Origin of the sequence: Hymenobacter sp. ISL-91, assembly GCF_018613725.1 — a bacterium.
GTDB lineage: Bacteria > Bacteroidota > Bacteroidia > Cytophagales > Hymenobacteraceae > Hymenobacter.
The window spans coordinates 25343-49411 of the sequence record NZ_JAGGPS010000044.1 but is presented as its reverse complement, the minus strand read 5'-3'; the positions used below and the strand labels follow the sequence as shown (position 1 = coordinate 49411).

Below are 24069 nucleotides of genomic sequence, written 5' to 3'. Positions count from 1 at the left end.
ATGTAAACCCACTATCCGACCCAGCAATTGCGCACCTTATTGGCTAGAGTATTTACAACTATTAATAGGCACGAAAGCTATTCACTACCTCGTCGGGACAGTATCTGTAACTGAAACAAGGCTGGGCGTAGGAGCATTCCGGCCGGCGACCTCCCTTACTGCACTTAACCGTGGTATACTCGGATTCGCTAACTTCATTAGCGGTGCCAGAGTAATAACAAGTAGCACTTTACACGCTCCTGCTATCGACAACTTTCTTAGCAAAGACGGATGTCCCAGCAACGAATTTTATACGATATATTTATCCTTTGAAATATATATCAATAATCATACTATCGGTATCGTTTGCCAAAGCTTAATACCTTTATCATCAGTTTATACATACTTAAATTACAGCCTGAATAACAGTGTGTTGCAAACTACCAAAAACAACAGCTAACAACGTTGTTAGCAGAAAACAGTTTAGTGTATTTTCAATATCCGGCAGCGCCCAATAAGCTAGGTACAGAGGGTTAAACACCGCTTGACAAGTTTCGCCAAGAATCAAGGCAAGTGCATACTGACAAATTGCACTTGGCTTCTAACAACACCCTTCTGGTCGAACGGCTCATGCTGTTGGATAAGGCCGATAGCCAGCTGCCTCTTTCCTGAGTGTCAATCAATAGGGGGCATGATTACCAACTAACCGTGCGGATAACAATTACCTGCTTAACAAACAGTTACGCTGACGGGTTTTGTCACTCACACGCATCCGCTCAAGCGCGTGTCAGCACACAGTTCACCTGCCTACAGCTGTTAGAATACATTAAACCCCGGCTTCAGGCCTAAAGTCTGTAAACGTGCCATCCTGATAGAAGAGCACGATCCGGCGGATGCGCTTGCCTGGTTCCGCCAGCGCATAAGCTAAATCGGCTCCAGCAGGCGTGGCCGCTGACGCAGTGGGCTCCACCGATACCACAGGAGCGGCCGGACGTGGCTGAGGAGCCTGTTTGGGCGCCTCTACGGGCTCGGCAGCCACGGGAGGGACGTGGGTAGCAGGTGTGGGCGCTGTGGTAGGCACTGGCGCTGCTACTGAAGCTGGCGCGGTGTCTGGTTGGGCGCGAGGCACAGGAGCAGTAAGGGTGACGCTCTCTTTTGTTGCTCCTGCGGTTGCTACGCGTTCCAACATTGGCCCGGTTCCATTCAGCAGCCAGCTAAGCGAGAGGTCGGGGAAAGCCGCTATAACCTTCTGCACTACCTCCAGACTGGGTTTATTACGCCCGCTCAGTATATGGCTCACCACGGGCCTGGATACACCGATAGCATCGGCAAACTGCGAGGAACTGAGTTCTCGTACGCGCAATAACTCCTGGATCCGGTCGAGCATAAGCTATTCAGGTAATTTACAAATGTACGAATAGCCTGTAAATCAGCAGGCACATCAACGGGCATCAACCAACTGTTAACACCTGTGCAAGTCGCTTTATGTCCGTAAACAATGTTAAATCAATGCATTCATCAACTAACAACTGTTAACAATGGCTATTACCTTCTCCTTTATGCCTTGAACATGTGGTTGCCATACATTGGATATCTGACGAGGTAGATATGGTCGTTTGACTAAGCTTGACTAGTGGCCGTCCGTAGTCTAGCATTTAGTATCCTCGACCTCGCGGCTTCTTTGCATTGATGGTACTAATGGCGGCAGGTAGCAGCACATAAAAAGCCCCCACCTTACGCTTGTCGCGGGAGGTGGGGGCTTTGGGAGGGCTTGGGTTATCCTAGAAGAAAACCGGTAGCCGTTTTCCGTCTAGTTGAAGTACTCTTTGGCAAGAGCTTTATCGTGGCCGTAGATATCGTCGCGGAAGTGAACCTTGCCGGCATCATCTACCCAGGTAGTGAAGTAGACCAGGTACACAGGCAGCTTCTCGGGCAGCGTCACGTACTTCTCCTGGCGGGCAGCAATGGCATCGTTGATGGCCTGCTCGTCCCACCCTGCTTTGTTGCGTAGCAGGTACTCGGCCAGCCGTATGGGCTCGGCTACCCGCACGCAGCCGTGGCTGAAGCCCCGCTTGGTCTGGCTAAACAGCTCGTCGTTGGGCGTGTCGTGCAGGTAGATATCGTTGGAGTTGGGGAAGATGAACTTCACATTGCCCAGGTCGTTTTTGGGTCCGGGGCGGCGGCGGAGCGTGTACTTCCAGTCCTTTTGCTGCAGGTTGGCCCAGTCGATGCTGCTGGCATCAACGGGGGTAGCCTTGGCTCCCCAGCCTTTCACTACTTCCATATCGAGGCGGTCGAGGGTGCCCTGGGGGTTGGCGGCCAGCTTAGGACGCAGCTCTTTGTCGATGATGCTCCAAGGCACATTCCAGTAAGGAGCCATTACGACAAACTCCACTTTGTCGGAGAAGATAGGCGTGGCATTGAGACGCTTGCCCACGATAACAGGCATGTTGAACGCTTCTTTGCCGTCCTCCATTACGTGCAGCTTATACTCCGGAATGTTTACCAGCAGGTAGTCGGGTTCGAATTTCTTCGGAATCCAGCGCCAGCGCTCCATATTCATCATAATCTGCTGGATGCGCTGCCCCACCGATACATTCAGCTCGCGCAGGGTTTCGCCCCCTACTACCCCATCAGGCTTGAGGCCGTTAAGGCGCTGGAACTCTTTAACGGCAGCAAACAACTCCGCATCGTATTTCTGGGCAACCGGAGCAGCCGGCTGACCGGGTTTATTGGCCACGGCTACGGCGGGCACCTCGGCCGAAGCCGGCGCAGTAGCCTCGGGGCCCAGCAGACGGGCGCGCAGGGCAGCCACAGCCGGCGAGGTGGCACCGGGCTTGAGGCTGGTGCCAGCCGGGATGGTCGGCCAGCCGCCTTTACGCTCCAGTTCCCGGTAATTGGCCAGAGCTTCTTTCAGGCGGTCGTACTCGGGGTGCAGGGGCTCGAAATCGTAGTAGCCATAGGTGCTTTCCCGCTCTTTCAGGATGGTCATCAGCGCCTTGTGCAGCTTCACTTTATTGCGCTTCACATCCCAATCGATGGACTTAACGGCGCGCGGGTCGACGGTACCCCGATAAAAATCGGAAGCATAGTTGAAGTAGGTGGCCGACAGAGCCACATCAATCTTCTTTTCCAGCTCGCTGCGGCGGGCCGTATCGTTGCGGGCGGCCTCCAGTTCTTTAAGCAGGGGCTCGAAGTTAACTATTTGGTAATCTTTTGGTTTCAGACCTTCATCGGCCGCTTTGGCGATGACACCGAGCATGGTTTCGGCCTGTGGCACCAGCTCGTGGTTACGGAACCAACCCAGTCGGAAGTCACGGGCCTTATAAAACTTCTTGGCCCAGTCGATCTGGGTTTTAAAGCGAGGCTCGGTGTTCATATACCGGACGATATAGACGCTATCGAGCGTAGGCTGGGGGCCGGCGGCTCTGGTCAGGGCATCGGGCAAAGCGGCCTGCATGCCCTCCTTTACGCGGGCCTGCTGGTCCTGACTACACGAGGTAGTGGCCGTCAGCACGAACAAGGCGAGCAGCCAGATGCCGAAAGAGGTACGAAAAAAAGAATGAGGAGATGGATTCATGAGCAAGGAAATCGGGAAAGAAACAGCAAAGCGAGAACCACTTCCGTGCCAAGTAAGCCAGCGGACGGGATTCGGGCTTTCTACTGCGTTTCGAACAGCGGAGTTGCCGCTGAGGCGCATCTTTCCCAGTGTCGCAAGTTAATAGAATTCGCCTGATCCGCGCCGTGGCCAACCAGGCGTCTGCAGCCCGCGGCATCAATTCGGCGGTGGTGGGCGTATCAGTTCCCAACGGCCTGGCTCCTGCTGTAGGCGCGCTGGGCCGCACGTCTCCCACTTTCTATTCCGACTTTCCGACCATATGTCTGCTTCTTCCGGCCCGCTGCCCTCCGCCCCCACCGACCCGCACAGCTACGCCCGCCCCGCCGAAGTCAGCGTCCGGCACCTGGCGCTGCACCTGACCGTGGACTTCGCCACCCAAACCTTGGCGGGCCACGCCACCTGGCAGCTTACCCGCTCCGATGCGGCGGCCACCGAGCTGCTGCTCGACTCGCGCGATTTGCTCATTGAAGAGGTGCTGCTCGGCGAAGCTGATGCCGGCACGCCGACCGATTTCGAGTTAAGCCGCACCGACCCGGTGCTGGGCCAGGTCCTGCGCATTGCCCTGCACCCCGACACCACGGCCGTAACCGTGCGCTACCGCACGGCACCGGGGGCGGCGGCGCTGCAGTGGCTACGGCCCGAGCAGACAGCCGGCCCTCAGCCGTTTCTGTTCACGCAGTCGCAGGCTATTCTGGCCCGCACCTGGCTGCCCTGCCAGGATTCGCCGGGCGTGCGCTTCACTTATGAAGCTCAGATTACGGTGCCAGCCCAGCTGCTGGCCCTGATGAGCGCCAGCAATCCGCAGCAGCTCCGCCCCGACGGACGCTACCATTTCCGGATGGAGCAGCCCATTCCGGCTTACCTGATGGCGCTGGCCGTGGGCGATTTGCAGTTTGAGCCCCTGAGTGCGCGCACGGGTGTGTACGCCGAGCCGGCCACGCTACCGGGGGCCGTAGATGAGTTTGCCGACCTGGAGCAGATGGTGGCCGCCGCCGAGGAGCTGTACGGGCCGTACCGCTGGGAGCGGTACGATTTGCTGGTGCTGCCTCCCTCCTTCCCGTTTGGGGGTATGGAAAACCCGCGCCTCACCTTCGTGACGCCCACCATTCTGGCCGGCGACCGAAGCCTGACCAGCCTCGTGGCTCATGAGCTGGCCCATTCCTGGAGCGGCAACCTCGTTACCAACGCCACCTGGAACGACTTCTGGCTTAACGAGGGCTTTACCGTGTACTTCGAGCGGCGCATTATGGAGCGGCTTTACGGCCGGCCCTACGCCGAGATGCTGCAGGCCTTGGGCCACGCCGAGCTGCTGCACACCCTGACCGACCTCGGCCCCGGCAGCCCCGACACCCACCTACACCTGCGCCTGGCCGGCCGCGACCCCGACGAGGGCCTGACCGATATTGCCTACGAAAAGGGCAACTACTTTCTGCTGACGCTGGAGCAGCTGGTGGGCCGGCCCGCTCTCGACTCCTTTATAAAGGAGTACTTCGGCCGCCACGCTTTCCAGAGCATGGATACGGCCTCGTTTCTGGGCTACCTGCGCCGAGAGTTGCTCGACCAACACCCCAGCTTAGAGGCCCGGCTCCGGCCCGAAGCCTGGATTTACGGCCCCGGCATTCCGGATAATGCGCCGCCGGTTGGCTCGGAGAGGTTTGCGGCCGTGGACGCGGCCGGCCAGCGCTGGCAGCAGGGCACCCCGGCCAGCCAGCTGCCCACGGCCAACTGGAGCAGCCACGAGTGGGTGCGTTTTCTGAACCAACTGCCCGCCGATGCAGGCGCGGCGCAGCTCGGCGAGCTGGACGCCGCCTTCGGCTTCACCAACTCGGGTAACTCCGAGATACTAGCGGCCTGGCTGCCGCGCACCATTGCGGCGGGCTACGCCCCGGCCGAGCAGGCCCTGCACCGCTTTCTGACCCGGGTGGGCCGGCGCAAGTTTCTCACTCCCCTCTACAAAGCCCTGCTGGCCGCCCCCGCCAACGGCCCTGCCCGGGCCCGCCGGCTGTACGCCGAGGCCCGGCCCAACTACCACGCCGTGGCCACCAGCACCCTCGATGCCCTACTGGGCCGCCCAACCAATGCGTAATTCATTTTTTAAGGAAGAAGCGGGCCCTTTTCGGCGCTTTTTTGTTTATTACTTCTTCGCCGCTTTCCTCGGAGGACGCCATTAGTTCTGTCTGCCTGGGCGAGGGGTTGTTTTTTTTGTTTTCCGGAAGAAGCACCCGTGGCCCGAACCTTGCTGAGGTTTGGGCCTCAGATGCAGTATTTTTCCGTTGTTTAAAGTTGCTTTCTGTTTTGAAAAACTCCAGACCGCTCGGCAAGCTCATTGCCATTGGTGGCAACGAGGATAAGGGCACCTACCCTAATCCTCGCACCAAGAAGAAATACTACCTCAACTTCTTTGAGCTAGGCATCCTCAAGCGTATAGTCCTCGAATCGGGTCATGAAGACCCGCGCATTGAGGTTATCACGACGGCCTCCATGATTCCGGAGGAGGTAGCCCGCGTGTATATTTCCTCGTTCACGATGCTTAACTGCAACAATGTGAGCGTACTCGACATCCGCACCCGCGAAGATGCCGTGCGCCCCGACTACGTAGAGCGCATCCGCCAGGCCGACATCGTGCTGATGTCGGGGGGCAACCAGTCGCGCCTCACCACCATTTTTGGGGGTACCGAATTTTTGGCCGCCCTGCGCCACCGCTACCAGACCACGCCCAACTTTGTGGTGGCCGGTACTTCAGCCGGGGCCATGGGCATGTCGAAAACCATGATTAAAGGCGGCAGCGTACCCGACGCCCTGATGAAGGGGGCCGTGAAGATGGGCAGCGGGCTGGGCCTGATTGATAATGTCATCATCGACTCGCACTTTGTGAAGCGCGGACGCTTCGGCCGGCTCATCGAAGCCGTGGCCCTGCATCCCAAGCTCATCGGCATCGGCCTGGGCGAGGATACGGGCATGCTCATTACCGGGGGCAACCAGCTCGAAACCATCGGCTCGAACATGGTCGTGATTATGGACGGGCACCAGTTGGAACACAGCAACGCCGCAGCCGCCCAGAAGGGCGAGGCTATTTCGGTGGAGAACATGCTGCTCCATGTGCTGGTGCAGGGCAACCTCTACGATGTGGATGAGCGGCGCTTCTACCCTAACCTGAAGCTGCGTCAGCAAGCGGCCGAATCGGCCCGCATCACGGCCAACCAGCCTGCAAACGAGCCAATGCCAATTCAATAACCATATTACCCAAATACATAAAAAGGCTGTATCCGAAATAGATACAGCCTTTTTTTATTATCCATTTGTTTGTTCGACGAGAAACCAGCTATGCGCTGGGCAAGGCCCTTAATATCAGGTGGAGGAACGCGCAACCACTCCTTATATATATAGCACGTAAAACATCCTCTTCTCAGTTTTTGTAAATGGCGACGAAAGGTGCCGCATCGTGTGAGGTCTGGCTGGCGCGATACATGCCTTCAGAGTTGAAAGGCAGTGCCACGTTGCCGGCCGCATCTACGGCCACCAGCCCACCTTCTCCCCCGATAGGTGCCAGCTTGTCGTGCACCACAATCCGGCAGGCCTCGTCCAGGCTCAGGCTCCGGTACTCCATCAGGCAGCTGATATCGTGGGCGACCATGGCCCGCAGGAAAAACTCGCCGTGCCCGGTGCAGCTGATGGCGCAGGTGCGGTTGTCGGCAAAGGTGCCGCTGCCGATAACGGGCGAGTCGCCGATGCGGGAGTAGCGCTTGTTGGTCATGCCGCCGGTACTGGTGGCGGCGGCCAGATTGCCATGCTGGTCGCGGGCCACCGCCCCTACCGTGCCCATTTTCTTTTTGGGGTCTTCGCTCCCACTCCCGCTGGTCTGGGCCTGCGAGTGGTCGAGGCGCATGCGGCCTTCCTGCAGGGCCTCCTGCAACTGGTCGTAGCGGTGCTGGGTGAAAAAGTACTCGGCCGGCTGCAGGGCCAGGCCATGCTCGCGGGCCAACTCGTCGGCGCCGGGCCAGGCCAGCAGCACGTGCTCGGTCTGCTCCATTACCAGGCGGGCCGCGCGGATGGGGTTTTGCACCTGCCGCGCCCCGGCCACGGCCCCGGCCGCCCGGTTGCGGCCGTCCATAATGGCGGCGTCCATTTCGTGGTGGCCGTCGTGGGTGAAAACGGCTCCCCGGCCAGCATTAAAGAGCGGGCAGTCTTCGAGGCGGAGCACGGCTTGCTCGACGGCATCGAGGGCCGAGCCGCCGCCGGCCAGCACGGCGTAGCCGCTGCGCAGCGCCTCGTGCAGGGCGGCCTGGTAGGCCTGCTCTTTTTCGGGCGTCATCAGGGCGGGCGAAATAGTGCCGGCCCCACCGTGCAGGGCGAGGGAGAAAGATGGAGTCATGGGGGTGAAATTAATTTGGGTGGACGGAGGAAAGCGCAAGGCAAAGGTAGGCAGCCCGATGGGGCCGGCAGCCGGGCCGGATCCCCAAACAGGCCCGAACTAACCGCGTTTTTTTTCGTAGGTTTGGTTTACTGTTTCCACATCCCCAACACTCCCCTAGACTTACTACTATGGCTTACGAAGCTACCGGCCGCCTGCACGAAATTTTCGACGAACAGCAGGTGAGCGAAAAATTCCGCAAGCGCGAATTCGTGCTGGAGGTTATAGATGGCCAGTACCCCGAGCATATCAAGTTCCAGACGGTGCAGGACAAAACTGCCCTGATCGACCCATACAAAGTGGGCGACGAAGTGAAGGTATCGTTCAACCTGCGCGGCCGCGGTTTCAACAAAAACGGCCAGATGCTCTACTTTACCAACCTCGAAGCCTGGCGCATTGAAAACTCGGCTGGCGGCGGTGCTGCTGCTCCGCAGCAGGGTGGTTACCAGCAGGCCGCGCCCCGTGCTGCCGCTGCTCCGGCCCAGAACCAGAACCCCAACCTGCGCGCTTCGGCCGCCCCGATTGCCTCGGACGACGACAACGACCTGCCGTTCTAGTTTCTGAGAAGTCAGGAGTCGGGAGCGAGAAGTCAGTATCTATCTACTCTCCCTATTCTGACTCTCAGCTTCTCAAAAAACAAAAGCCGCTGCCGCAACTGGCAGCGGCTTTTTCGTGCCGTGCGATTAAGTAGCCATGCAGGAATAACAAGTTTCATTCAGCCCGCCATGCGGGGCTTGCCGAAGCATCTCCACTGTAATGGTATTCTTACTGATTGCAACGAAGCGGTAGAGATGCTTCGGCAAGCTCCGCATGACGGGCTTTTGGCTGCCGTTGCTTTTGCAGCTACTTGATGCCGCCTGAATCCGGCCTTCCCTCCTACTCACTATACCCATGCACACGCTTACGCAACTCCGGGCCGGCGAGCTGGCCGGCACCACTCGCCTGGATCTGGCCGAGGGCCTGACCGAGTTTCCGCCGGAGATTTTTACGCTGGCCGATACGCTCGAAGTGCTCAACCTCTCGGGCAATGCCCTGCGCGAGCTGCCCGCCGACTTGCCCCGCCTGCACCGGCTGCGGGTGCTGTTTGCCTCCGACAATCAGTTTGAGCGCGTACCCGGAGTGCTGGGCCAGTGCCCAAACCTGGAGATGGTGGGCTTCAAGGCCAACCGAATTCGGGAGTTGCCGGGCGCGGCGCTACCGCCGCAGCTGCGCTGGCTCATCCTCACCGATAATGCCCTGGAGGCGCTGCCTCCGGAAATAGGAAGCTGCCCGCGCCTGCAGAAGCTAATGCTGGCCGGCAACCGCCTGCGCACGCTGCCGCCCGAGCTGGCCCGGTGCACCAACCTGGAGCTGCTGCGCCTGGCCGCCAACGAGCTGCACGAACTACCCACCTGGCTGCTGACAATGCCGCGGCTGAGCTGGCTGGCTTTCGGTGGCAACCCGCTAACGGCCGGCGCCGAGGCCACCGCCGAAAGCTACGCCACTCGCCCCACCATTGCCTGGACCGAGTTGCAGCTCCGGCAGGTGCTGGGCGAAGGCGCGTCGGGCGTGATTTACCGCGCCGAGTGGCAGGCTGGTTCGGCGGCCCCGCGCCCGGTGGCCCTGAAGCTGTTTAAGGGAGCCGTAACGAGCGACGGACTGCCGCACTCCGAAATGCTGGCCTGCCTCGGCGCCGGCCTTCACCCCAATCTGATTGCCGTGGAAGGCCGGCTAGTGGGCCACCCAGCCGGCACGGAGGGGTTGGTACTGGAACTGATTGAGCCCAATTTCACCAACCTAGCCGGCCCGCCTACCTTGGATAGCTGCACCCGCGACGAGTACGCACCTACCACCCAGTTCGGGCTGCCCGCGCTGCTGCGGCTGGCTGGTGGCATTGCGGCGGCGGCGGCCCACCTGCACAGCCGCGGCATTACGCACGGCGACCTGTACGCCCACAACATTCTGGCCACCGACGCCGGGTCGGCTTTACTGGGCGACTTCGGGGCGGCCGGCTTTATGCCACCGGCCAGCCCCGAAGCCACCGACCTGCTGCCCCGCCTCGAAAGCCGGGCCTTTGGCAATCTGCTGGAAGAGTTGCTCGACCGTTGCCCAGCCCAGCCCGCAACTGCCGCCGCCGTGGCCGAGCTGCGCGACTGGCAGGCCCGCTGCCAGCAGCCCCGGGTAGCGGCGCGGCCTTTGCTGGCCGAGGTAAGCCAGCGGCTGGCCAACATGCAACGGCAGCTGGCGGACTAAAACCCCGGAACAGGTTTTTTACGTTCTATCCGCGTTGGCGCAGTTGTTGATGGCCGGCGGCCGGGGCAGGCATTTGCTTCGCGCTACTTTGGTTTGGCAAGGCCCGGCCAGCGTGTCAATTTAGCTCCTTCATCAGCTTATCTGCCTATCGGGCGCCTTAGTACAATTTTCATATGAGTTCAGATTCCTTGCGGCCACTGGCGGGCCAGACGGCCCTGGTGACCGGCGCAACCAGCGGTATTGGCTTGGTAACGGCCCGCGAGCTGGCCCGCCAGGGAGCTCGCGTAGTGCTGGTTGGCCGCGACACCGAGAAGGCTGCCCGTGCCCAGGAGGCCATTCAGCAGGCTGCCGGGCCCGAAGCCGCGGTACATGTGAAGTGTTTCGACTTGTCGTTGCTGCGCAATGTGCGGACGCTGGCCGAGCAGATGCAGCAGGAGTTTAGCCAATTGGACATTCTGGTGAACAATGCCGGCATTATGCCCGGCCGCTTCACCCTCACCGACGAAGGCCACGAACTGAGCTGGGCTACTAACCACTTGGCTCCTTACGCCCTCACCAACCTGCTGCTGCCGCTGCTCGATGCCGCCCAACGAGCCCGGGTAGTTACCGTGTCGTCGGTGGCGCACTGGGTGGGCGAGATTGAGCCGGAGCAGGAAGTACGCAACTCGCCCGAAAAATACAGTTGGCTGACAGCCTACGCCGATTCCAAGCTGGCCAACATTCTGTTTACTAAAGAGCTGGCCCATCGCCTCGACCTGACTTCCATTACGGCCAACTGCCTGCACCCTGGCATGGTGGATACGGCCCTGATGCGTGCCGACACCTCGGCCGTAATGAAAGCCATGTGGTGGATGGCCCGGCCCCTGATGATAGCACCCGAAAAAGGCGCTGAAACCACCCTGTTTCTGGCCGCTGCCCCTGAAGCGGCCCGCCTCAACGGGCAGTACCTCACCGGCCGGCGCATAGCCCGCTGCTCCGACCGGGCCAGCAGCAGCACTGAAGCCAGCCGCCTGTGGCGGATTTCGGCCGAGGAAACCGGCATCGAGTAACCCACTACAGGCCTAGCGACAAAAAAAATATGGGTAGCAGGCAGTTTCAGGACATTTCACACCGCTCGGCTGTTTGCTCGTTATGGATTTACTCGAACTTATCCGGCAGGGCGAGGGCGAACGGCTAGAATTCAAGCAGCGCACCACCCACCCCACGCGCATTGCCCGCACGCTGGCCTCACTGGCCAACACGCGCGGCGGCCGGGTGCTGGTGGGCGTTGACGATAAGGGCCGGATAACGGGTGTGCGCGATGTGGAGGAAGAACTCTACCAACTGCGCGAGGCTGCCCGCCACTACATAGACCCACCGCTGGAGGAGCAGCTGCAGTTTCGGGCCGTGGAAGACCACGAGGGCCGGACGGTGCTGGTGGTAACCGTACCCGAAAGCACCGCCAAACCCCACCGGGCCCAGGTAGCCGACGGCGACTGGCGGGCCTACGTGCGGGTACGCGACCGGAGCGTGCAAACCAGCCAGCTCACCGAAAAAGTGCTGGAGCGCGAAACCGCCCCCGAAACCGGCCGCTTCGAGCAGATTCCGCTCAACCGCGAAGAGCTGGCCGTGCTGGAGTATCTGCGCCAGCATCCGCGCATCACGCTGGCCCAGTATCAGAAGCTGCTCAACATCGGTCAGCGTCGCGCCCACCGCACGCTCATCAAGCTCACGCTGCACGGCTACATTAAGCACCACGACAAGCAGAAGGAGGTGTATTATACCTTCTAAGGCCCTCCTCAAAACCAGCAAGGCGCTGCAACCGGGGTTGCAGCGCCTTATCTATGTCCTGTTGGTAGCAGCATACTAATCCTGCTGGCGGGATTTAAGGGCCTTCTTCTCGTCTTTGGCCGCTTTTTTCTCCTTGGTGGTTTTAGCGGGCTCCTTCTTTTTCTCTTTGCGGGCGTCCTGGGCTTTAGCCATAATGGTAGGTTTTAGGGATGAATTCGTCCAAGATAACGCTTGGCTGGGAAACGTGTTGCATTGGCGCGCCCGCCTGGCCAGGCATACTGGGCGGCTACGCCAAACCAGGCAGGTACCGCTCCTGCAAAAGCTGCAGATGGTGTGCCTCGTGGCCGGCCAGCATGTAGGCCAGAGCACGCACACTCACCGGCCGGTCGCTGGCCGTGCCAATGCGCTCGGCCGCCGCCGCCCCAAACGACTCGAACAGGCAGAGCGAAGCGGCCCGCACGGCGTCGTACTCGGCCAGAATATTGGCCAGCGAACGGGCATCGGCCTCTGAGAGGGGCACGTAGTCGTCCTGCTCGTAGCCGGGCAGCGGCGTGGTGTCGCCGCGGGCTATGCGCAGGGCGCGGTAGGCGAAAATGCGCTCCGTATCCAGCATGTGCACCAGTTTCTCCTTGATACTCCATTTACCGGGCGCGTACCGGAACAGGGCCTGCTCGTTGCTGAGGCCCGCCAGCAGTTGGTACAGTACCGGAGGCTGGGCGCGCAGGGCCTGTAATGGGTCGGAGCCAGCCAGGCGCACGTAGTTGGCATAGAACGGGGCGTACTCGGTGGCGGTGGGCGGGGTCAGGAAAGGATTCATGCATCGAAGGTAAGCCATTGCCGCAAATGCCCGCTGCCGGGACACTGGCGGCAACGCGGGCCCGCACCGGCGCGTACACCGGGTCATCTTCATTTCATACCTCTTATATGTCTTCTCTCGCCGAAAAAGGCCTCTCCATTTCCAAAAACGCGCTCTTCAGCGTCTTCATAAACAGAGCCGGCAAGCTGCTGGGCCGCCCGTTTAAGGTGGTACTGGTCCTCAACGAAGCGGCCAACAAGCTCGCCAGCAAGGAAAGCGGCGACAACAAGTTCAAGCAGTTGTTCTCGGTGGCCTACACGCTTATCCGGCTCGTGCGCAACTACGTGAGCGGCGACTACCGGCAGGTGGAAACCAGCACCATCGTTTCGGGCCTGGGCGTGTTGCTGTACGTGCTCAGCCCCATCGATGTAGTGCCCGATTTCATTCCGGTAGTGGGTTTTCTCGATGATCTGGCCCTGATCAGCTGGTTTGTGGGCAAGTTCCAGGGCGAGTTGAACAAGTTCCGCGAGTGGGAAGAAACGCACGCCGCCGAAACCAACGACCTGCCGGCTGCCGCTCAGAAGCCCACCGATTCGTACACCAAGGCCGAACAACTGCCCGCCGTAGCCGAGCTGGGGCATTCCTAGAATCACAGATGTTGCAGATAAGGGGATAACACAGATTCGTTCTACTGGTTGTTTCCTTCTGTTTGGTTGAAGGATTTACGCCTGCCCGGTTTCGGGTGGGCGTTTTTTCTTGCCTCTGCGCTTCGCTGCGAAACCGCCACACACCTCTGCGGAAAAGCCCTTCCCCCGATTCGGAAGCAGCCAAAGCCGTAAATTAGCGTCCTGATCTTTCCATCCATTTCCGTTTTCATGACCTTACGCTCCCGGCTGGCGCTGCTGGCCCTCACTTTCCTCACTACCCTCTCGGCCCGCGCCGACGAAGGCATGTGGCTGCCGTTGCTGCTCAAGCAGCTCAACGAGGCCGATATGCAGAAAAAAGGCCTCAAACTGACGGCCGAGCAGATCTACTCCATCAACCAGGGCAGCCTCAAAGATGCCATTGTGCAGTTTGGTGGCGGCTGCACCGGCGAAATTATTTCCGACCAGGGCCTGCTGCTCACCAACCACCACTGCGGCTACGGCCAGATCCAGAGCCACTCGTCGGTCGAAAACGACTACCTGACCAAGGGCTACTGGGCCATGACGCCCGGCCAGGAGCTGCCCAACCCGGGCCTCACGGCCACCTTCATCGTGCGCATGGAGGACGTGACGGGCCAGGTGCTGGCCGGCATTCCGGCTACCGGTATTGCCGAGGCCCAGCGCGAGCAACTGGTGCAGCAAAACAGCCAGCGGGTGGCCCAGGCCGCCGTGCAGGGCACCGGCTACCAGGCCTTTGTGCGGCCCATGTTCAATGGCAACGAGTACTATCTGTTTGTAACCGAGGTGTTCCAGGATATCCGGCTGGTGGGCGCGCCGCCGAGTAGCATCGGCAAGTTTGGTGGCGACACCGACAACTGGGCCTGGCCCCGCCACACCGGCGACTTCAGTTTGTTCCGCATCTATGCCGGCCCCGACAACAAGCCCGCCCCCTACTCGCCCGACAACAAGCCGTTTAAGCCCCGCTACCACCTACCCATTTCGCTGGCCGGCGTGCAGCCCGGCGACTTTACGATGGTGTTCGGCTTCCCCGGCCGCACCAACGAGTACCTCACCAGCTGGGGCGTCGATGAGGTATTCTCGCTCTCGAACCCCGCTAAAATTGCCGTGCGCGACGCCAAACTCAAAGCCCTCGATACCGATATGAAGGCGTCGGACAAGGTGCGGATTCAGTACGCCGCCAAGTACGCCAGCCTGGCCAACTACTGGAAAAAGTGGATTGGCGAAAATCGGGGCCTGCGCAAGCTCGACGCTGTGCGCGTAAAGCAGCAGCGCGAAGCCGAGTTCCAGCGCTGGGCCGAAGGGGGCGATGCGGCTCGCCGTGCCACCTTTACCGGGCTACTGCCCGCCCTGCAGCAGCAGTACGCCACCTTGCGCGACTACACCCTGGCCCGCGACTACGTGAGCGAGGCGGCCCTGGGCGTGGAGCTGGTAGCCTACGCCAATAGCCTGCAGCCGCTGCTGGAGTTGGCCGGCGGCAAAGCCCCCGCTGCCGAGTTGGCTTCGGCCGTAGAAAAAGCCAAAAAAGGCACCAGCAGTTTCTTCCGAAATTACAGCACCCCTACCGACCAGAAAGTAGCCACCCAGCTGCTCCCGCTTTACGCCAACGGCACCCCGGTGGCCCTGCTGCCCACCTACGTGAAGGAGCTACAGAAGCAATATGCCACCACCGGCTGGGCTGCCTACGTCGCGCAGCTCTACAGCAAGTCGCGCCTGAGTTCGGAAGCCAGCGCCCTGGCTGTGCTCGATGAGGTGGCGGCCGGCAAGACCGACGGCCTGCGCCAGGACCCTGCCCTCAAGCTCGCAGCGGCCATTGTGAACAACTACCGCACGGCCATTTTGCCCACCTACAACGTGGCCACCGACCAGATTGCCCTGCTTCAGCGCACCTACGTGGCCGGCCTGCGCCTGCAACAGCCCGAGCGCAAGTTCTACCCCGATGCCAACTCCACCCTGCGCCTCGCCTACGGCCAGGTAGCCGGCTACGAGCCCGCCGACGGCGTGAAGTACGACTTCTACACCACCCTCGACGGTATAATGGAGAAGGCTGACCCTACCAACCCCGAGTTTGAAGTACCGGCCCGCCTCGCGGAATTGTACCAAACCAAGGATTACGGCCCCTATGCCTATAAAGGCTCGGTACCGGTAGCCTTCATTGCCACCAACCACACCACCGGCGGCAACTCCGGCTCGCCCGTCATCAACGGCAACGGCGAGCTGATTGGTATCAACTTCGACCGTAACTGGGAAGGCACCATGTCCGACATCATGTTCGACCCCGACCGCGTGCGAAATATCACTCTCGATGTGCGCTACATGCTGTTCGTGGTAGACAAATATGCCGGTGCCGGCCACCTGGTGAAGGAAATGACCCTGGTTGGCGCATCCGATTCGGATGCCGGAACCAAGTCGGAGAAACAGTTGAAGAAGGTAAAAGTGAAGCGTAAAAAGGCGTAACAGTCGTTCTCAATTTGGCAGGCTATTTTTTCTCTCAGAAGAATAACCTACCAAATTGAGAAGGCCAGTCTTCCCCATTTACCGACATTTCAGCTCCAGCTGTGCGATATATCGGTAGTGAAGCAGCTATCAGAATACCAAAGCCCCGGTGGGGCGACATCAATCGTTGAACCGGTTGTGTCGCCCCGCCGGGGCTTTGCTGTGCAGGGCTGATTTACCAGCTCCGATTTGTCGCCCCGCTGGGGCTGCCAAGTAGCGCCGGCCACATCACAAACTCCGGCGGCTATTGTAGCTTTAGGCACCACCCCAACTACTCCCGCTGCCCGTGCGCCCATTCCTGCTTGCTGCCTTTGCCCTGCTGACTGTTGGCCCGCTGTTGGCCCAGCCAACCACCCCCGCCCCACCCACGTCGTTGTTGCTGCGGCCCGCCGCCGTGTTCGATGGCCAGACCCTGCATCCCGGTTGGGCCGTGCTGACGGAGGGCGACAAAATAAAGGCGGTGGGGCCGGCGGCGCAGCTGGCGGCTCCGGCCGGCACGCGCACCCTGGAGCTACCGGGCCTCACGCTGCTGCCCGGCCTCATCGAGGGCCACAGCCACCTGCTGCTGCACCCCTACAATGAAACAAGCTGGAACGACCAGGTACTGCTCGAATCTCAGGCCCTGCGCGTAGCCCGGGCCACGGCGCACGCCCGCGCCACGCTGGCCGCTGGCTTTACCACCGCCCGCGACCTGGGCAGCGAGGGAGCCGGTTACGCCGATGTAGGCCTCAAGCAGGCGATTGACCGGGGCTTAATTCCGGGGCCACGCCTGCTGGTAGCCACCCGCGCTTTAGTGGCCACTGGCTCCTATGGCCCCAAGCTTTCGGTTGATGTAGATGTACCCCAGGGAGCCCAGGAGGCCGACGGCACCGACAACCTCATCCGGGCCGTGCGCGAGCAAATCGGCAAAGGCGCCGACATCATCAAAGTGTACGCCGACTACCGCTGGGGTCCCAACGAGCCCAGCCGGCCCACGTTTTCGCAGGACGAGCTGAACCTGATAGTCCAGACCGCCCGCAGCGCCGGCCGGCCCGTGGTGGCCCACGCCAGTACGCCCGAAGGCATGCGCCGCGCCACGCTGGCCGGCGTGCAAACCATCGAGCACGGCGACGGCGGCACGCTGGAAATTTTCAAGCTGATGAAGCAGCGTGGCGTGGCCCTGTGCCCCACCGTAGCCGCCGGCGACGCCGTGGCCCAGTACCGCGGCTGGCAGAAAGGCACCAGTCCCGAGCCCGAGCGGATTCAGCAGAAACGCCTCAGCATGAAAGCCGCCCTGCAAAGCGGCGTGGAACTGGCCATTGGCGGCGACGCGGGCGTATTTGCCCACGGCGATAACCTGCGCGAAGCCGAACTGCTGGTGCGTGAATACGGCCTAAAGAGCCTGCAGGTCCTCCGCGGCCTCACCAGCACCAACGCCCGCCTCTTCCAACTCCCCGACCGCGGCCAGCTAAAACCCGGCCTCCTCGCCGACATGGTAGCCGTTTCCGGCGACCCCACCCAGGATATCAGCGCGTTGCGGCAGGTGAAGCTGGTGGTAAAGGGCGGGGTGGTAATGGAGCAGTAGAACTGTCATTCAGAGCGCAGCGAAGAATCTCGCGTGCTGACGTTGGATTAGCATGACAGCCTCGGCACGCGAGATTCTTCGCTGCGCTCTGAATGACAGTTTTGGTTACGGTCGTTCTATTCCCATTTCCCCCAACTGTGCGGCGTACTTGTCGTAAATCACTCGCAAATCTTGGGCGTGCTTGTCGGCATCGACGCCGATGCTGACGTTGCTGTCGTGGAAGCGGTGCAGGTGACTAATGTGGGGGCAGATGACGGGCAGGTGGCCAGCCAGCAGGAAGCGCACGTAGAGGTCGAGGTCTTCGGCCATTTCGATTTCTTCGTCATAGCCGCCCACCTGCTCGAACAGCTCGCGACTGTAGCAGACGTTGCCCTGGATGAAGTGCTCAGCCCGGAAGATGGCCCGCAGCATGTCCTGGGGCGAGTCGAACTGCCAAGCGTAGTAATCATCGTTCGGCAGGTAGCAACGGTTCTGGTCGATGCGCAGAAAATCGGCCACCAGCCAGGGCCGGTTGGGGTGCTGCTGAATTTGGCTGGCGTAATGAAACAGGGTACGCTGGAGCAGCAGGTCATCGTCGTCGAGCGGGACAATCCAGGCGTCGGCGGGCGCATCGTGCCCGATGAGCAGGTTGCGGGCGGGGCCGGCTCGCAGCAGCTCGGGTTGGGGGCGCACCCGCAGCGGCGGGCCGGACTGGCGGGCAGCTTCTTGCAGGTAGCTGGCCGTGTTGTCGGAGCAGGCGTTTTCGCAGATCAGGTGCTCAAACGAGAAATCAAGCGGGGCCGATACGCTGGCCCGGACGCTTTCCACGGCCTCGGGCAAATAGGCGTGGCGGTTGTGGGTAGGGGTAATTACAGAGAAGTGCATGGCTTCTATTCCGGCAAACCACGGAAAAAGTTGCGCCTCGGCCCGACGCTCAACTTTTGCGCCACCCCAGCCGTTAGCCGGGCGGGCACTTCGGCACCAGGCAGCCCCGGCCGGGCGGTACCGCAAATGGCGCGATTTGTGCCTGTAGCCCAGTTCCCACCCCCTGCTTACCCCTTCCGATTCTATGGTTCGACGTTCTCTTTACCTGCCGATACTGGCACTGGCCGGCCTGCTGAGCAGTAGCGCCACGCCCGCTGCGGCGCCGGCTATTACCACCGAAACGCTCATCAGCCGCCTCACCAACGCCATCGACAACCTGAAAACCCTGCGTTGCAACGTGCGGGCCCAGGAGCGGTTAGCGGGTAAATACCAGCAGGCGCGCACCGCCATGAAGATGAACTTCAGCCCCTACAAAGTGTACCTGCGCAACGACCAGGGCATTGAGGTGCTTTACGTAACGGGCCAGAACAGCGGCGACGCCTGGGTGTACCCCAACAGCTTTCCGTACGTAACGCTTAGCCTCGACCCGCAGGGCTCCATTATGCGCAAAGGGCAGCACCACAGCGTATTGGAAGCCGGCTACGGTACTATTTCCGACTTGCTCGACAGCTCGGGTGAGCGGATAAATCCCGGCTTCGAGAAAACCTTTCGCTACACCGGCGACACGACCGTGGTGGGCCGCCCGGCCTACGTGCTACGTTCCAGATATCCGCAGTTTCGCTACGTGAGCTACAAGCCCACCAAGGCCGAAACCACCAAAGCCATTGCCAATAAGTTCGGCTGCGGCGAATACCGCATTCTGGAGCGCAACGGCCTGAGCCCCGGAGCCACTGTAGCGGCCGGCAAAACGATTCAGGTGCCCAACGCCTATGGCAGCCGCATCACCATCTGCATCGACCAGAAACTGTACCTACCCCTCGTAGTGCAGGTAAACGACGACAAAGGCCTATTCGAGAAGTTCGAATTTTCCGACGTAGTGGCCAACCAGCCCATCCCCGCTCCCGAGTTCGCCAAGGGCTTCAAGGGGTATAGACTTTAATCACAGATTTTGCAGATGAAGCCGCAGATGGCGCAGATTCGTTCTGATGCATGATTCGTTTTGATAACAGAATGAATCCAACGCTAGAACGAATCTGCGCTATCTGCGGCTTCATCTGCAAAATCTGTGATTTAGCGGCGCATGGTTTTCTCGATGTGGTCCCACATATCGGGCGTAAGCAGTTCGAGCTTGTTGAACTCGCCGGCCCCGTTGAGCCACTCGCCGCCGTCGAGCGTCACGACTTCGCCGTTCATATAGGCCGAAAAGTCTGACACCATGTAGGCGGCCAGGTTGGCCAGCTCCTGATGCTCGCCCACGCGCTTGAGGGGCACGTTGGCGGCCGGGTCGAGCTTGGAGGCCAGTGGCTCGGGGAACAGGCGGCTCCAGGCCCCTTCGGTCGGGAATGGGCCGGGCGCAATGGCGTTGGAGCGGATGCCGTATTTGGCCCACTCCACGGCCAAAGAGCGCGTCATAGCCAGTACGCCGGCTTTGGCCGCCGCCGAGGGCACTACGTAGGCCGAGCCAACGGAGGCATAAGTTGTCACGATGCTCAGGATGGTGCCGGGCTTTTTATCGGCAATCCAACGCTTGCCGAAAGCCAGGGTGCAGTTATAAGAGCCTTTGAGCACAATGTCTACAATCACGTCGAACGCCTTGTGGCTCAGGCGCTCGGTGGGGCTGATGAAGTTGCCGGCCGCGTTGTTGAGCAGCACATCAACCCCGCCAAAGGTGCTGATGGTTTTGTCGAGCAGGGCCTCTACCTCGTCGTACTTGCGCACGTCGCACTGCACGGCCAGGATGTTGGCGTTACCGGTCTGTTCGCGCAGTTCGGCAGCCGTTTTTTCGAGCACGTCGAGTTTGCGGGAGCTGATAACCACATTGGCCCCGAGCTGCAGAAAGTAGGTGGTCATGGCGCGGCCGAGGCCGGTGCCGCCGCCCGTCACGACGATGGTTTTGCCCTGCAGGGCATTGTCGCGGAGCATGGGCTGGGCGTAGGGATGGGCAGAGGCCATAGGCAGAAAAAGCGGGTAAGGGAAGGTGGAAATGAAGTAGAACCAGCCGCAAGGTCGGCCGGTTTTTCACAAGAAAGCCATTTCTCGCGTTTCTTGGGCTGGAGGCGCGCTTTCAGCGGCAGCCGGCTACCCGAATGGTTTGCCTACGCCGGTTTTTTGCCACCTTTAGCCCCATGACTCAACCTGCTACTCCTGCCATCCTTTCCAACGCCACTGCCGCCCTTCCTACCGTGGCCGTGCTGGGCTGCGGCTGGCTGGGCCTGCCGCTGGCCCGGGCCCTGGTGGCCGCCGGCTACCCCGTGCGCGGCACCACCACCACGCCCAGCCAGCTCCTGACGCTGCACGACGCCGGCATTCAGCCCTTTCTGCTTCGCCTCACTCCTACCCTCTCCCTCACCGACGCCGACACGCTGACCGTATTGCTGCAGGGCGTAGAGGTGCTACTCCTGAATGTACCGCCGGGCCGCGGCCCCGGACAGCCCGAAGCCTACCCCATCCTGCTCGGCCAGGTGGCTAAAGCAGCTGCCGCGGCCGGCGTGGCCCACGTGCTGCTGGTCAGCTCGACCGGCGTATATCCCGATCAGGCCCGCATCATGCACGAAGACGACGCGCAGGCCTCACCCGATGCCGAATCGCACCTGCTACGGGGCGAAGCCCTTTTCCAGGGGCCCGACAATACAGTGGTGCGCATGGCCGGCCTGATGGGCCCCGGCCGACAGCCCGGCCGTTTCCTTGCCGGACGCACGGGCGTGGCCCACGGCGAGGCTCCGGTCAACATGGTGCATCTGCACGACTGCATCGGGCTGCTGCTGAAAGTGCTGGAACTGGGCCTGTGGGGGTATACGCTGAACGGCTGTGCCGCCACCCACCCCAGCCGCCGCACGTTTTTCACCGCCGCCGCCAGCCAGCTGGGCCTCACTCCACCCACCTTCGCCGAGGGTGCCAGCGGCGGCAAACAGATTGATTCGACGGCCATCCGTCACCTCACCCAGTACCGATTCCGGCACGACGACGTGGTAGCGGCCTTGTCGTTCTGCTAATCCGCAACAAGTGCTCGGCGGTGGTTAATTTTGCCGAGTGAAGGATGAACTGAAGATAGTAGCCGTACTAGGTGGCGGCGCAGCCGGCTTTTTTGGGGCCATTGCCTGCGCCGAGGCCAATCCGGCACTACGGGTGCTGCTGCTCGAAAAAACCGGTAAGCTGCTGAGCAAAGTGCGGATTTCGGGCGGCGGCCGCTGCAACGTTACGCACGCCGCCGATACGCCCGCCCAGCTCGTGCAGCATTACCCGCGCGGCGGCGCGCAGCTCAAGCAGCCCTTCCACACGTTCGGCGCGCCCGACACGGTACGCTGGTTTGCCAACCGCGGCGTGCAACTCAAAACCGAGCCCGACGGCCGTATGTTCCCCATCACCGACTCGTCGGAAACGGTGGCCCAGTGCCTGCTCGACGCCGCCCGCCGGGCCGGCGTCGAAATCCTGACCCACACGGCGGCCGACAGCATTCGGGCGCTGCCCGAGGGCGGGTTCGAGCTGACGCTGAGCGGTTCGGGTGCGCTGCCGGTACTGCGCGTGGCGCGGCTGCTGGTGGCCACCGGCGGCGCGCCCAAATCGGAGCAGTACAACTGGCTGCGGCAGCTGGGCCATGCGGTGCAGGAGCCGGTACCGAGCCTGTTCACCTTCAACGTACCCAACTCGCCACTGCGCGAGCTGCCGGGCGTGAGCGTGCCGCGTGCCCGCGTGCGGGTAGCTGGCGAAAAGCTTGATTACGAGGGCCCGGTCCTGATTACGCACTGGGGCCTGAGTGGCCCGGCCGTGCTCAAGCTCTCGGCCTGGGGCGCGCGCCGGCTGAACGAGTTGAGTTACAAGAGTATTGCGCTGGTGAGCTGGCTGCCCGATTTCACTGAAGACAGTTTGCGCAGCCATTTGCAGGAGCACCGCGGCCCCCACGGCCGCAAGCTGGTACTATCCAACCCGCTGCTGGGCCTGCCGCAGCGCCTGTGGCGCACACTGGCCGAGCAGGCGGGCATCGGTCCCGAAATCCGCTGGAACGAGCTGCCGGCTAAGCTCCAGAACCGTCTGATTGAGGCGTTGCTGCGCACGGCCTTACCCGTAGCCGGCAAAACCACTTACAAAGAGGAATTTGTAACCTGCGGCGGTATTTCACTGGCCGAAATCAACATGCAAACAATGGAAAGCCGCCTCGTCCCGGGCCTGTACTTTGCGGGCGAGGTGCTCGATATTGATGGCATTACCGGTGGCTTCAACTTTCAGGCCGCCTGGACTACCGGCTTTCTGGCTGGCCGTGCCATGAGCCAACCACTTGCCTCCTGATATCCGCTTGCGGATATGAAACCGCCAAAAAAAGGGGCTCCAGCCAATTAAGCTGGAGCCCCTTTTTTTGCTGGCTGATTCAGGCAGATCAGATGTGACTATCTGCGCTGCCCAGGTCGGGCACTAGTAGCGGTTATCGTAATCATCGTCGCGGCGGTTGCCACGACGCGACGAGTTGTCGTCCGAATAGCTGTTGCGGCCGTCTTGGTTGCGGCGGTTCTGGCTGTAGTTCCGGTCGTTGTCGCGGTCTTGGTTTTCGCGGCCCTGGTTGCCATAGCCGCTATTCATCGAGCCCCCACGATGCATCGACGAGTCATCGTTGTACGACTGCGAACCGTAGTTGCCCCGCTGGTTGCCGTAGCCACCATTGTTCATAGAGCGGTTCGACGAGTAATCGTCGTAGCCACTATTCATGTTGCGGCCACCCTGGTTCGACGTTGAGCGGTTGCGCTGGTCATAATCATCCTGGTTGTAGCTATTCTGGTTGTAGCCACGGTTGCTGCTGCCATAGCTGTCGTCGTCGCGACGGGCGTTGTTACGGCCATACTCGTTGCGGTCATTACGGTCGTTGTCACGGCTGCTGTAGCCGCCACCGCTGTTCATACCGCTGCTCATATTACGGTTGCCCGACGAAGAATAGTCGTTGTCGCGGTTGCCGTAAGACCTATTGCCATACGAATCATTACCATACGAGCGGTTCCGGTCGTTGCCGCTGCTATAATAGTTGTCTTGGTTACGGTCCGATGAGCGGTGGTCGTCGTCGTAGCCCGATGAAGAGCTGCGGCCGTACGAATTGCCACCACCGTAGTTTCGCTCCGAGTTGTTTCGGTAGTCATTATCGCGTCCGCTGCTATAGCTACCATAGCTGCTACGGCCACGCTGGTCGTTGTCATTATCGTTGTAGCTGTTGCTGCGCATGTTGCTGTTGCTGCCCATGCCCATATCGTCGCCCTGGCGGCCATAGCTTCCCTGCTGCCCCGACGAACCACCGGAGTTCATCCAGTTGCGGTTGTTGTCGTCCTGCCGGCCGTAATTGCTGTTTGAGTTGTAGCGTTCATTGTCGCGGTCCTGATACGACGAGCGGCCGTAATTATCTGAGGAAGACGATGAGTAATCGTTGCGGCTGTCGTTCTGGCGGTCGGAGCCACTGTTGCGCCCGTAGTTTTGCTGGCTGCTGGAGCTACGGTCCTGATAACCAGCATTCATTGAGTTGCCATACTGGTTGTCGCGGTTCTGATTCTCTGAATTGTTCATAGCATTTTGGGAGTTAGAGGATTGATTGTTAGCTGTAGT

At 60.8% G+C, this 24069-nt stretch carries 19 protein-coding genes; 12 read left to right on the top strand and 7 right to left on the bottom strand.

Features of this window, described 5'->3' with window-relative positions:
- Window positions 1-805: 805 nt before the first annotated feature.
- Both J7E24_RS18035 and J7E24_RS16625 read right to left on the bottom strand, forming a co-directional pair.
- Window positions 806-1366 (bottom strand): helix-turn-helix domain-containing protein, encoded by a 561-nt coding sequence (locus J7E24_RS18035; protein ID WP_215139246.1) that lies wholly within the window; start codon window positions 1364-1366, stop codon window positions 806-808.
- A gap of 423 nt (window positions 1367-1789) precedes the next feature.
- The gene (locus J7E24_RS16625; protein WP_215139245.1) at window positions 1790-3559 is read right to left on the bottom strand and encodes a murein L,D-transpeptidase; all 1770 of its coding nucleotides are present in this window, start codon (window positions 3557-3559) and stop codon (window positions 1790-1792) included.
- Between the two features lie 298 nt (window positions 3560-3857).
- Between J7E24_RS16625 and J7E24_RS16620 the strand changes: the two genes are divergently transcribed.
- Together J7E24_RS16620 and J7E24_RS16615 are read left to right on the top strand one after the other, a co-directional pair.
- A complete protein-coding gene (locus J7E24_RS16620; protein ID WP_215139244.1) occupies window positions 3858-5684 on the top strand; it encodes a M1 family metallopeptidase in 1827 nt (608 codons plus the stop codon).
- 209 nt (window positions 5685-5893) lie between these two features.
- On the top strand, window positions 5894-6832 hold the full coding sequence (locus tag J7E24_RS16615) for a cyanophycinase (RefSeq protein ID WP_215139243.1): 939 nt from the start codon (window positions 5894-5896) through the stop codon (window positions 6830-6832).
- 172 nt (window positions 6833-7004) lie between these two features.
- Here J7E24_RS16615 and J7E24_RS16610 read toward each other — a convergent pair whose 3' ends face one another.
- Window positions 7005-7970, bottom strand: a complete 966-nt coding sequence (locus tag J7E24_RS16610) for an isoaspartyl peptidase/L-asparaginase family protein (RefSeq protein WP_215139242.1) — start codon at window positions 7968-7970, stop codon at window positions 7005-7007.
- 170 nt (window positions 7971-8140) lie between these two features.
- On the opposite strand from J7E24_RS16610, the gene J7E24_RS16605 reads away from it, so the two are divergent.
- The 4 genes from J7E24_RS16605 (at window position 8141) to J7E24_RS16590 (ending at window position 12011) form a co-directional block, all read left to right on the top strand.
- The gene (locus tag J7E24_RS16605; RefSeq protein ID WP_215139241.1) at window positions 8141-8566 is read left to right on the top strand and encodes a DUF3127 domain-containing protein; all 426 of its coding nucleotides are present in this window, start codon (window positions 8141-8143) and stop codon (window positions 8564-8566) included.
- A 334-nt stretch (window positions 8567-8900) separates the two neighbouring features.
- Window positions 8901-10241 (top strand): leucine-rich repeat-containing protein kinase family protein, encoded by a 1341-nt coding sequence (locus tag J7E24_RS16600; RefSeq protein WP_215139240.1) that lies wholly within the window; start codon window positions 8901-8903, stop codon window positions 10239-10241.
- Window positions 10242-10414: 173 nt separating this feature from the next.
- Window positions 10415-11290, top strand: a complete 876-nt coding sequence (locus J7E24_RS16595) for an SDR family NAD(P)-dependent oxidoreductase (RefSeq protein WP_215139239.1) — start codon at window positions 10415-10417, stop codon at window positions 11288-11290.
- Between the two features lie 82 nt (window positions 11291-11372).
- The gene (locus J7E24_RS16590) at window positions 11373-12011 is read left to right on the top strand and encodes a helix-turn-helix domain-containing protein (protein WP_215139238.1); all 639 of its coding nucleotides are present in this window, start codon (window positions 11373-11375) and stop codon (window positions 12009-12011) included.
- Between the two features lie 286 nt (window positions 12012-12297).
- Here J7E24_RS16590 and J7E24_RS16585 read toward each other — a convergent pair whose 3' ends face one another.
- Window positions 12298-12828: a DinB family protein gene (locus tag J7E24_RS16585; protein WP_215139237.1), complete on the bottom strand. Its 531-nt coding sequence runs from the start codon at window positions 12826-12828 to the stop codon at window positions 12298-12300.
- 107 nt (window positions 12829-12935) lie between these two features.
- Between J7E24_RS16585 and J7E24_RS16580 the strand changes: the two genes are divergently transcribed.
- The 3 genes from J7E24_RS16580 to J7E24_RS16570 all read left to right on the top strand — a co-directional run bounded on the left by J7E24_RS16580 (window position 12936) and on the right by J7E24_RS16570 (window position 17529).
- A complete protein-coding gene (locus J7E24_RS16580) occupies window positions 12936-13454 on the top strand; it encodes a YkvA family protein (protein ID WP_215139236.1) in 519 nt (172 codons plus the stop codon).
- Between the two features lie 228 nt (window positions 13455-13682).
- Entirely contained in the window at window positions 13683-15926 is a 2244-nt protein-coding gene (locus J7E24_RS16575; protein WP_215139235.1) for a S46 family peptidase, read from the top strand.
- Between the two features lie 325 nt (window positions 15927-16251).
- Window positions 16252-17529 (top strand): metal-dependent hydrolase family protein, encoded by a 1278-nt coding sequence (locus J7E24_RS16570; protein ID WP_215139234.1) that lies wholly within the window; start codon window positions 16252-16254, stop codon window positions 17527-17529.
- Between the two features lie 105 nt (window positions 17530-17634).
- On the opposite strand, the gene J7E24_RS16565 is transcribed toward J7E24_RS16570, so the two are convergent.
- Window positions 17635-18393, bottom strand: a complete 759-nt coding sequence (locus J7E24_RS16565) for a glycosyltransferase family 2 protein (protein ID WP_215139233.1) — start codon at window positions 18391-18393, stop codon at window positions 17635-17637.
- Between the two features lie 184 nt (window positions 18394-18577).
- Between J7E24_RS16565 and J7E24_RS16560 the strand changes: the two genes are divergently transcribed.
- Complete coding sequence (locus tag J7E24_RS16560) at window positions 18578-19432, top strand: DUF1571 domain-containing protein (RefSeq protein WP_215139232.1); 855 nt, start codon at window positions 18578-18580, stop codon at window positions 19430-19432.
- A 131-nt stretch (window positions 19433-19563) separates the two neighbouring features.
- On the opposite strand, the gene J7E24_RS16555 is transcribed toward J7E24_RS16560, so the two are convergent.
- Complete coding sequence (locus tag J7E24_RS16555) at window positions 19564-20445, bottom strand: SDR family oxidoreductase (RefSeq protein WP_215139231.1); 882 nt, start codon at window positions 20443-20445, stop codon at window positions 19564-19566.
- Between the two features lie 173 nt (window positions 20446-20618).
- On the opposite strand from J7E24_RS16555, the gene J7E24_RS16550 reads away from it, so the two are divergent.
- Both J7E24_RS16550 and J7E24_RS16545 read left to right on the top strand, forming a co-directional pair.
- Window positions 20619-21485, top strand: a complete 867-nt coding sequence (locus J7E24_RS16550; protein ID WP_215139230.1) for an NAD(P)H-binding protein — start codon at window positions 20619-20621, stop codon at window positions 21483-21485.
- 37 nt (window positions 21486-21522) lie between these two features.
- Entirely contained in the window at window positions 21523-22776 is a 1254-nt protein-coding gene (locus tag J7E24_RS16545; RefSeq protein WP_317195678.1) for an NAD(P)/FAD-dependent oxidoreductase, read from the top strand.
- Window positions 22777-22899: 123 nt separating this feature from the next.
- Here the strand turns inward: J7E24_RS16545 and J7E24_RS16540 are convergent, their stop codons facing one another.
- Window positions 22900-24030 carry a hypothetical protein gene (locus tag J7E24_RS16540; protein ID WP_215139229.1) on the bottom strand — a complete coding sequence of 377 codons (1131 nt, stop codon included), beginning with the start codon at window positions 24028-24030 and terminating at the stop codon, window positions 22900-22902.
- Window positions 24031-24069 lie beyond the last annotated feature (39 nt).

Bases quoted from the DNA above. Each gene is read 5' to 3' on its own strand.
- J7E24_RS16540 (WP_215139229.1), bottom strand. From the start codon at position 24,030: ATGAACAATTCAGAGAATCAGAACCGCGACAACCAGTATGGCAACTCA.
- J7E24_RS16625 (WP_215139245.1), bottom strand. From the start codon at position 3,559: ATGAATCCATCTCCTCATTCTTTTTTTCGTACCTCTTTCGGCATCTGG.
- J7E24_RS16580 (WP_215139236.1), top strand. From the start codon at position 12,936: ATGTCTTCTCTCGCCGAAAAAGGCCTCTCCATTTCCAAAAACGCGCTC.
- J7E24_RS16605 (WP_215139241.1), top strand. From the start codon at position 8,141: ATGGCTTACGAAGCTACCGGCCGCCTGCACGAAATTTTCGACGAACAG.
- J7E24_RS16610 (WP_215139242.1), bottom strand. From the start codon at position 7,970: ATGACTCCATCTTTCTCCCTCGCCCTGCACGGTGGGGCCGGCACTATT.
- J7E24_RS16550 (WP_215139230.1), top strand. From the start codon at position 20,619: ATGACTCAACCTGCTACTCCTGCCATCCTTTCCAACGCCACTGCCGCC.
- J7E24_RS16590 (WP_215139238.1), top strand. From the start codon at position 11,373: ATGGATTTACTCGAACTTATCCGGCAGGGCGAGGGCGAACGGCTAGAA.
- J7E24_RS16575 (WP_215139235.1), top strand. From the start codon at position 13,683: ATGACCTTACGCTCCCGGCTGGCGCTGCTGGCCCTCACTTTCCTCACT.
- J7E24_RS16620 (WP_215139244.1), top strand. From the start codon at position 3,858: ATGTCTGCTTCTTCCGGCCCGCTGCCCTCCGCCCCCACCGACCCGCAC.
- J7E24_RS16555 (WP_215139231.1), bottom strand. From the start codon at position 20,445: ATGGCCTCTGCCCATCCCTACGCCCAGCCCATGCTCCGCGACAATGCC.
- J7E24_RS16600 (WP_215139240.1), top strand. From the start codon at position 8,901: ATGCACACGCTTACGCAACTCCGGGCCGGCGAGCTGGCCGGCACCACT.
- J7E24_RS16560 (WP_215139232.1), top strand. From the start codon at position 18,578: ATGGTTCGACGTTCTCTTTACCTGCCGATACTGGCACTGGCCGGCCTG.
- J7E24_RS16595 (WP_215139239.1), top strand. From the start codon at position 10,415: ATGAGTTCAGATTCCTTGCGGCCACTGGCGGGCCAGACGGCCCTGGTG.
- J7E24_RS16585 (WP_215139237.1), bottom strand. From the start codon at position 12,828: ATGAATCCTTTCCTGACCCCGCCCACCGCCACCGAGTACGCCCCGTTC.
- J7E24_RS16565 (WP_215139233.1), bottom strand. From the start codon at position 18,393: ATGCACTTCTCTGTAATTACCCCTACCCACAACCGCCACGCCTATTTG.
- J7E24_RS18035 (WP_215139246.1), bottom strand. From the start codon at position 1,366: ATGCTCGACCGGATCCAGGAGTTATTGCGCGTACGAGAACTCAGTTCC.